Raw genomic sequence first — 8,197 nt, 5'->3', positions numbered from 1 at the left:
TGTGCTCTTCCGATCTACCTTGTTACCTGCCGGGTCCAGCAAGTGGAAGCTGCGCGCGCCATCCCCATGGTTGAACGGGCGGTCGAGCAAGGTCACCCCGCGCGCCTTGAAGTAGTGGTACCAGGCCTCCAGCTCTTCCACGCTGTCGACGATGAAGCCGAAGTGGTCGAGTGTCTGCAAACCATTGGCCGCCCCCGCCCCGCGCCCCAATGACAAATTGTCGTTACCGCAGGTCAGGTAGACCAAGTCTTCATTGGCCCGGTTGAGCACCTCCATGCCAAGCACGTCGACGTAAAAGCGCTCGCACTCCTCAAGGTTCGGGACCAGCAAGGCAATATGGCGCAGGCCATTCAGACGGCCAGGGCGTGCAGGCAACTCGGACATTGGCGAAACTCCTTTTTTGTATACAATTCAGATCTGAATTTAAAACAAAAGGAGCGCCATGTGTATAGCCTGTTTATCAAGACACGCGTGAAGCCCGGCGGCGCCGAGGCTTTTCTGACCGCTATCAAGGCCAATGCCGCTGCTTCCGTGGCAACCGAGCCCGGTTGCCTGGTGTTCGACGTGTCTCAGGACCGCCTCGATCCCGACGTGATCTACCTCTACGAGATCTACCGTGACGATGCCGCCTATGAGGCACACACCCTGACAGCGCACTTTCGCGACAGTCGCCCGCTGGTCGAACCGCTGATCGTCGAGCAGGACTGTTTCGAGAGCGACGTCATCGCCCGTAACCCGGTGATTTGAGGCGCACAGTAAAAAGCCCCGGCAGTGATGCCGGGGCTTTCCTGAAAAGTGGCCAATTCCGTTTGGCCTATGGGACATTCCTTATTCGGACTTCAGACCATCAGCCGAAACGGCCTGAACGCCTTTAATCTTCTTGGCGATGGCCACGGCCATCTCTTTCTGCGAATCGGTCACTGCCACATCGGAAGACAGCGATACGACGCCTTTGTTGGTTTCAACCTTGATGTCGCTGCCAGGTACACCTTTCTCGGTCATCAGGTCAGCCTTCACCTTGGTGGTGATCCAAGTGTCGGAAGTAGCTTCCTTGGCTTCGGTCATCTCACCAGCCGCCAGCGTCATCGGGGCCTGGGTGGACTGTTGGGCAAATGCCGCATTAGCCATGGTCAGGGTCAGAGCGGTAGCAGTAGCGGCAGCAATGGCGAACTTCTTCATGTGAGTCACTCCTGTTTTTCGAAAGGTCTGCGCCGTTATTCCTGGCTGCAGGTATGAAGGTAGTTGCACGTGCTGTGCCAGCTTTTCCGCTTCCATTAAACCTTTATAAATCAATTACTTATACATATAGGCGATTTGCATCAGTCGTGCAATTTGCAACCTGCGGGGTAAACCTGCGTGCAAGATGCAACTGTGCAAAAGGTTCCCTTCGGGCATAAAAAAAGAGCCCCGGAGGGCTCTTTTTTCATTGCGCGTCAGTCGCTTAGACGCCGGAGGCCTTGGCCGCGGCAACGTCTTTGATCGACAGCTTGATACGGCCGCGGTTGTCCACGTCCAATACCAGTACTTCCACTTCCTGACCTTCTTTCAGAATGTCGGTGACTTTCTCGACGCGAGCATCGCTCAGCATGGAGATGTGCACCAGGCCATCCTTGCCAGGCAGGATGTTGACGAAGGCACCGAAGTCAACGATACGCTCGACCTTGCCGACATAGATCTTGCCGATCTCGGCCTCTGCAGTGATGCCCAGGATGCGCTGACGAGCTGCTTCAGCCGCTTCCTTGGTTTCGCCGAAGATCTTGATCGAGCCATCGTCTTCGATGTCGATCGAAGCCTTGGTCTCTTCGCAGATGGCGCGGATGGTGGCGCCGCCTTTACCGATGACGTCACGGATCTTGTCGGTGTCGATCTTCATCGCGATCATGGTCGGGGCGTTGGCCGACAGCTCGGTACGCGATTGACCAATGATCTGGTTCATCTGGCCGAGGATGTTCAGGCGCGCTTCCAGGGCTTGGCCCAGGGCGATTTCCATGATCTCTTCGGTGATGCCGTTGATCTTGATGTCCATCTGCAGTGCGGTAACGCCCTTGGCGGTACCGGCAACCTTGAAGTCCATGTCGCCCAGGTGGTCTTCGTCACCCAGGATGTCGGTCAGAATGGCGAACTTCTCGCCTTCCTTGACCAGGCCCATGGCGATACCGGCCACTGGCGCCTTCATCGGTACACCGGCATCCATCAGGGCCAGGGAAGCACCGCAGACCGAAGCCATCGAGCTCGAACCGTTGGACTCGGTGATTTCCGACACCACACGAATGGTGTACGGGAACACGTCGGCGGCAGGCAGCATGGCCTGTACCGAACGGCGGGCCAGACGGCCGTGGCCGATTTCACGACGGCCAGCACCGCCCATGCGGCCACACTCGCCCACCGAGAACGGCGGGAAGTTGTAGTGCAGCATGAAGGGGTCTTTCTTCTCGCCTTCGAGGGTGTCCAACAGCTGGGCGTCACGCGCAGTACCCAGGGTCGCGACGACCAGGGCCTGGGTTTCACCACGGGTGAACAGTGCCGAACCGTGAGTCTTCGGCAGTACGCCGACTTCGATGCTCAGCGGGCGAACGGTCTTGGTGTCACGACCATCGATACGCGGCTTGCCGTTTACGATGTTTTCGCGAACGGTGCGGTATTCGATTTCGCCGAAGATTTCTTTGACTTCGGAAGCCGAAGGCTGGCCTTCTTCACCGGAGAACTTGGCGATCGCCTGATCACGCAGCTCGCCCAGGCGCGCGTAGCGGTCGGCCTTGACGGTGATGGTGTAGCCCTGCGAAACAGCCTCGCCGAACTCGGCGCGGATGGCGTTGAGCAGCTCGGTGTTGGCAACGGCGGGTTTCCAGTCCCAGGTCGGCTTGCCCGCTTCGGCGGCCAGCTCTTTGACAGCCTGGATAACGGACTGGAATTCGTCGTGGGCGAACAGTACAGCGCCCAGCATCTGGTCTTCGGTCAGCTCTTGGGCTTCCGATTCAACCATCAGCACGGCGTCGGAGGTACCGGCAACGACCATGTCCAGGCTCGAGGCAGCCAGTTGCTCGTAGGTCGGGTTCAGCAGGTAGCCGGTGCTTTCGTGGAAGGCAACGCGGGCGGCGCCGATCGGGCCTTCGAACGGAATGCCGGAAATAGCCAGGGCAGCCGAGGTACCGATCATCGCAGCGATGTCCGGGTCGGTCTTCTTGCTGGTGGAAACCACGGTGCAGACGACCTGGACTTCGTTCATGAAGCCTTCAGGGAACAGCGGACGGATCGGACGGTCGATCAAGCGCGAGGTCAGGGTCTCTTTCTCGGAAGGACGGCCTTCACGCTTGAAGAAGCCACCCGGGATCTTGCCGGCGGCGTAGGTCTTTTCCTGGTAGTGGACCGACAGCGGGAAGAAACCCTTGCCTGGATCGGCCTGCTTGGCACCTACCACAGTCACCAGCACGGTGACGTCGTTGTCGACGGTAACCAGCACTGCGCCGGTTGCCTGACGGGCAATGCGGCCCGTTTCGAGAGTAACGGTCGATTGACCGAACTGGAATGTCTTGATTACCGGGTTCACGGTTTCCTACCTTTTCAGTGGCTCTGGGGGGAACTGGTTTCTTGCGAATTCTTGGGCAGAACGGGGAATCGGCCCCATTGACCGTCCAGATACAACACGAGGCTGGGAGCCTGGCCGAAGCGCGGAAAACCGCGCAACGTAACCAGGCTGCCAACCTCGGAGATACGCATGGCGTGCCCAAAGACAACGCTGCCAGGCAGCGTTGCCAATGCATGAGACGCCATGCACACCACTGACCAGGCCGCTATTAGCGACGCAGGCCCAGACGACCGATCAGGGCGCTGTAACGAGTGGTGTCTTTACCCTTCAGGTAGTCCAGCAGCTTACGACGCTGGTTAACCATACGGATCAGGCCACGACGCGAGTGGTGGTCTTTACCGTTGGCCTTGAAGTGGCCTTGCAGCTTGTTGATGTTCGCGGTCAGCAGAGCAACCTGAACTTCCGGGCTACCAGTGTCGCCAGCAGCTTGCTGGTAGTCGGTAACGATTTGAGCTTTTTCTTCAACGCTGAGGGCCATTTGGCTTCTCCTGATAACGGATCCCGCGAGCGGGGTCCAATAGGCCAGGGACAAATCCCTGTATTAATAAGAAAGGTGTGACCGTGCCTACTGACAGCCACCCTTGATCCCGTAGGGCCCGGCCGAAGCCAGACCCTGCGGTTTCGGTCATTCCGACCGAATCAGCCGACGTGGCGCAATGCGCCCGTCTTCGCTCACTTCACCGATACCGATGAAGCGAGCATTGTGATCCTGTACGCGGACCATGCCAAACTGCGGTGCATCCGGCGCACGTACTGCCTGGCCATGCAGCCAGTAGAACGCACTGTGCTCGGACAAACTCACCATTGGCCAGTCCTGCAGCCCGCTGTCGGAAGGCATCAGGAAGCGATCAAGCGCTTCGTTGCCGCCTTCGGCATGGGCCTGTTCGAGTTCCTCGAGGGTCACCGTCTGTGCCAGCTCGAAGGGCCCGGCCTGGGTCCTGCGCAGCTCGGCGACATAAGCGCCACAGCCAAGGGCTTCGCCGATATCCTCCACCAGGGTGCGGATATAGGTGCCTTTGCTGCATCCTACCGTCAACCGTGCACGGGTGCCTTCGCACTCGAGCAACTCCAAGCGGTTAATAGTAACAGAACGCGCCTCGCGCTCCACTACCTCTCCAGCACGAGCCAGTTTGTACAGTGGCTGGCCGTCACGCTTGAGCGCCGAGTACATTGGCGGTATCTGGCTGATCGGGCCACGAAAACGGGGCAGCAGCGCCTCGATGTCGGCACGACCAACGGTCACTTCACGGGTCTGCAGGACCTCGCCTTCAGCATCGGCAGTATTGGTAGTCTGCCCCATCTGCATGACGGTTTCGTAGCCCTTGTCGGAATCGAGCAGGTACTGCGAAAACTTGGTCGCTTCGCCGAAGCACAGTGGCAGCACGCCGGTTGCCAGCGGGTCGAGGCTGCCAGTGTGGCCGGCCTTCTCCGCGTTGAGCAACCAGCGCACTTTCTGCAGTGCCGCGTTGGAGGTAAAGCCCAGTGGCTTGTCCAGCAGGATGATGCCGCTGACGTTGCGGCGGATACGTTTGACCTGGGCCACCGCTTACTCCTTGGTGTCCAGCTCGTCGGTATCCTTGTGCAGGCGGTCTTCAGCCACTGCACGCTCGATCAGCGCCGACAGGTGTACACCGCGGCTGACGCTTTCATCGAAGTGGAAATGCAGCTGGGGCACGCTGCGCAGTTGCATCGAACGCCCCAGGTGCAGGCGCAGGAAGCTGGCGGCGCTGTTCAGTGCCTTGAGCGACTGCTTCACGGCATCTGGCGTTTCCTCGCCCATGACGGTGATGAACACCTTGGCATGGCCCAGGTCGCGGCTGACATCCACGGCGGTGATGGTCACCAGACCGACACGTGGATCCTTGACTTCGCGGCGGATCAGCTCAGCCAGCTCGCGCTGCATCTGATCACCGATACGTTGGGTACGGCTATATTCTTTGGCCATTCTTGCTACCTGTAACTTAAAGCGGCAAACGCCCGGTCAAGCTGATGCCTGACCGGGCGCTACCTGTAAAGGCGCCGCCAACCGCCCTGTAGCGGGGGCTTGCGGCAAGCTCGCCCTTAGAGGGTACGAGCCACCTGGACTTTCTCGAAGACTTCGATCTTGTCGCCGACCTTGACGTCGTTGTAGCTCTTGACGCCAATACCGCACTCCATGCCCGAACGTACTTCGGCAGCGTCGTCCTTGAAGCGACGCAGCGATTCCAGCTCGCCTTCGAAGATCACAACGTCCTCGCGCAGTACGCGGATCGGACGGTTGCGGTACACGGTACCTTCGATGACCATACAGCCAGCGATGGCGCCGAACTTCGGCGAACGGAACACGTCACGCACTTCGGCGACACCCAGGATGTTCTCGCGAACATCGCTGCCGAGCATGCCGGTCAGGGCCTTCTTGACGTCTTCGATGATGTCGTAGATCACGTTGTAGTAACGCATATCCAGACCTTCCTGCTCGACGATCTTGCGCGCACCGGCATCGGCACGCACGTTGAAGCCGAACAGCACCGCGTTGGACGCCAGCGCCAGGTTGGCGTCGCTCTCGGTGATACCACCCACACCGCCGCCGATCACGCGAACCTGTACTTCGTCGTTGCCCAGGCCGCCGAGCGAGCCGTTCAACGCTTCCAGGGAACCACGTACATCGGTCTTGAGGACGATGTTGAGGGTTTTCTTCTCTTCCTGACCCATGGTCTCGAAGATGTTTTCCAGCTTGCCAGCGTGAGCACGGGCCAGCTTGACCTCGCGGTACTTGCCTTGACGGAACAGGGCAACTTCGCGGGCTTTCTTCTCGTCAGCAACCACCGACAGCTCGTCACCGGCTTCCGGGGTACCGTCCAGGCCAAGGATCTCGACCGGGATCGACGGGCCAGCTTCCTTCACAGGCTTGCCGTTCTCGTCGAGCATGGCACGTACGCGGCCATAGTTGGAGCCGCACAGGACCATGTCGCCCTGACGCAGGGTACCGTCCTGAACCAGGATGGTCGCCACTGGGCCACGGCCCTTGTCCAGGCGCGATTCGACGACGACACCACGACCAGGTGCGGTCGGGGTAGCGCTCAGTTCGAGGATCTCGGCCTGCAGCAGAACGGCTTCGAGCAGTTCGTCCACACCGGTACCCATCTTCGCCGAAACCTTGACGAAAGGCGTGTCACCACCCCATTCCTCGGAGGTCACGCCTTCGACGGACAGCTCGTTGCGGATGCGATCGAGGTCGGCACCAGGCTTGTCGATCTTGTTCACTGCAACAACCAGTGGGACGCCAGCTGCCTTGGCATGCTGAACGGCTTCACGGGTTTGCGGCATCACGCCGTCGTCCGCCGCCACCACCAGGATGACGATGTCGGTCGCCTTGGCACCACGAGCACGCATCTGAGTGAACGCAGCGTGGCCCGGGGTATCGAGGAAGGTGACCATGCCGCGGTCGGTTTCCACGTGGTAGGCGCCGATGTGCTGGGTGATACCGCCGGCTTCGCCAGCAGCAACCTTGGCACGACGGATGTAGTCGAGCAGCGAGGTCTTACCGTGGTCAACGTGGCCCATGACGGTAACGACCGGGGCGCGCGATTCGGTTTTGCCTTCGAACTTCAGCGATTCGGCCAGGGAGTCTTCCAGGGCAGTATCGCTGACCAGGGTGACCTTGTGGCCCAGCTCTTCTGCGATCAGCTGAGCGGTTTCCTGGTCGAGCACCTGGTTGATGGTAACCGGGGTGCCCATCTTGAACATGAACTTGACCACTTCAGCGCCCTTGACGGACATCTGGTTGGCCAGTTCCGAGACCGTGATGGTCTCGCCGATGGTCACCTCACGGATGACGGGGCCGGTCGGGCTCTGGAAGCCGTGCTGGTTACGCTTCTTCAGCTTGCCCTTGCCGCCACGACCACGACGAGCGCCATCGCTCTCTTCTTCGGTGGTACGCGGAGCAGCGCGTGGAGTCGGTGCTTTTTCCTTCTCCTTGACCTTGACCTTGATCGACACGCGAGGCGCCTCGCCACGACGACGGTCGTCATCGCGAGTGCGGCTTTCGTTGCGACGGGTCTCGTCCTTCTTGCGCTCGGCAGCACGCGCAGCGGCATCTTCCGAGGCAGGCGCGTCAGCGACTACCGGTGCCGGCGCAGGTGCGGCGGCAGCGGCAGCCGGCTTGGCAGCTGGGGCCGCAGGGGCGGCATCAGCAGCCTGACGGCGAGCCTGATCTTCGTTGCGCTGGCGAACGTCGGCGTCAACCTTGTCGCGCGCAGCGTTTTCCGCCGCACGGCGCTCATCCTGCTCGCGTTTCTGCTCAGCCTGGATTTCTTCCGGGCTGCGCTGCACGAATACTTTCTTCTTGCGTACTTCTACGCTGATACTTTTGCTACCGGCGACACGCAGGGTGCTGGTGGTTTTGCGCTGCAAGGTAATCTTGCGCGGCTCTTCCGCCTTGCTCTTGTGGCTGCTTTTCAAATGAGTCAGCAGAGTCTGCTTCTCATTGTCGGTCACTACCTGACCGGCGTCGGTGTGCGGCAGACCTGCCTCACGCATCTGCTGCAGCAGGCGCTCTACCGGTGCCTCGACCTCTTGGGCCAGTTCTTTCACCGTGACTTGCGTCATGCACTTCTCTCCTCAGGCCGCGCC

General features: G+C 60.1%; 8 protein-coding genes. 1 reads left to right on the top strand and 7 read right to left on the bottom strand.

Annotation, left to right across the window (positions count from 1 at the left end):
• The coding region (locus NP534_RS11505) for a VOC family protein (RefSeq protein WP_274098765.1) at positions 1 to 384 on the bottom strand (384 nt) is incomplete at its 3' end.
• Between the two features lie 60 nt (positions 385 to 444).
• On the opposite strand from NP534_RS11505, the gene NP534_RS11500 reads away from it, so the two are divergent.
• Complete coding sequence (locus tag NP534_RS11500) at positions 445 to 747, top strand: putative quinol monooxygenase (RefSeq protein ID WP_274098764.1); 303 nt, start codon at positions 445 to 447, stop codon at positions 745 to 747.
• An 81-nt stretch (positions 748 to 828) separates the two neighbouring features.
• Here NP534_RS11500 and NP534_RS11495 read toward each other — a convergent pair whose 3' ends face one another.
• The 6 genes from NP534_RS11495 to infB all read right to left on the bottom strand — a co-directional run bounded on the left by NP534_RS11495 (position 829) and on the right by infB (position 8,173).
• On the bottom strand, positions 829 to 1,179 hold the full coding sequence (locus NP534_RS11495) for a BON domain-containing protein (protein ID WP_047583814.1): 351 nt from the start codon (positions 1,177 to 1,179) through the stop codon (positions 829 to 831).
• Between the two features lie 262 nt (positions 1,180 to 1,441).
• Positions 1,442 to 3,547 (bottom strand): polyribonucleotide nucleotidyltransferase, encoded by a 2,106-nt coding sequence (pnp, locus tag NP534_RS11490; RefSeq protein ID WP_033701582.1) that lies wholly within the window; start codon positions 3,545 to 3,547, stop codon positions 1,442 to 1,444.
• A 247-nt stretch (positions 3,548 to 3,794) separates the two neighbouring features.
• Positions 3,795 to 4,064, bottom strand: a complete 270-nt coding sequence (gene rpsO, locus NP534_RS11485) for a 30S ribosomal protein S15 (RefSeq protein ID WP_016489163.1) — start codon at positions 4,062 to 4,064, stop codon at positions 3,795 to 3,797.
• Positions 4,065 to 4,211: 147 nt separating this feature from the next.
• Positions 4,212 to 5,129 (bottom strand): tRNA pseudouridine(55) synthase TruB, encoded by a 918-nt coding sequence (gene truB, locus NP534_RS11480; RefSeq protein WP_033701583.1) that lies wholly within the window; start codon positions 5,127 to 5,129, stop codon positions 4,212 to 4,214.
• 3 nt (positions 5,130 to 5,132) lie between these two features.
• Complete coding sequence (rbfA, locus tag NP534_RS11475; RefSeq protein ID WP_016489165.1) at positions 5,133 to 5,531, bottom strand: 30S ribosome-binding factor RbfA; 399 nt, start codon at positions 5,529 to 5,531, stop codon at positions 5,133 to 5,135.
• A 116-nt stretch (positions 5,532 to 5,647) separates the two neighbouring features.
• Positions 5,648 to 8,173: a translation initiation factor IF-2 gene (gene infB, locus NP534_RS11470; RefSeq protein ID WP_274098763.1), complete on the bottom strand. Its 2,526-nt coding sequence runs from the start codon at positions 8,171 to 8,173 to the stop codon at positions 5,648 to 5,650.
• Positions 8,174 to 8,197 lie beyond the last annotated feature (24 nt).

This window comes from Pseudomonas sp. 39004 (genome assembly GCF_028682155.1).
Classification (GTDB): Bacteria; Pseudomonadota; Gammaproteobacteria; order Pseudomonadales; family Pseudomonadaceae; genus Aquipseudomonas; species Aquipseudomonas capeferrum.
Note: the sequence above shows the minus strand (reverse complement) of the source record. Positions and strands in the feature narration are given on the sequence as shown.

Excerpts from the sequence above, each read along its gene's own strand:
- NP534_RS11495 (WP_047583814.1), bottom strand. The coding sequence starts at position 1,179 with ATGAAGAAGTTCGCCATTGCTGCCGCTACTGCTACCGCTCTGACCCTG.
- rpsO (WP_016489163.1), bottom strand. The coding sequence starts at position 4,064 with ATGGCCCTCAGCGTTGAAGAAAAAGCTCAAATCGTTACCGACTACCAG.
- rbfA (WP_016489165.1), bottom strand. The coding sequence starts at position 5,531 with ATGGCCAAAGAATATAGCCGTACCCAACGTATCGGTGATCAGATGCAG.
- infB (WP_274098763.1), bottom strand. The coding sequence starts at position 8,173 with ATGACGCAAGTCACGGTGAAAGAACTGGCCCAAGAGGTCGAGGCACCG.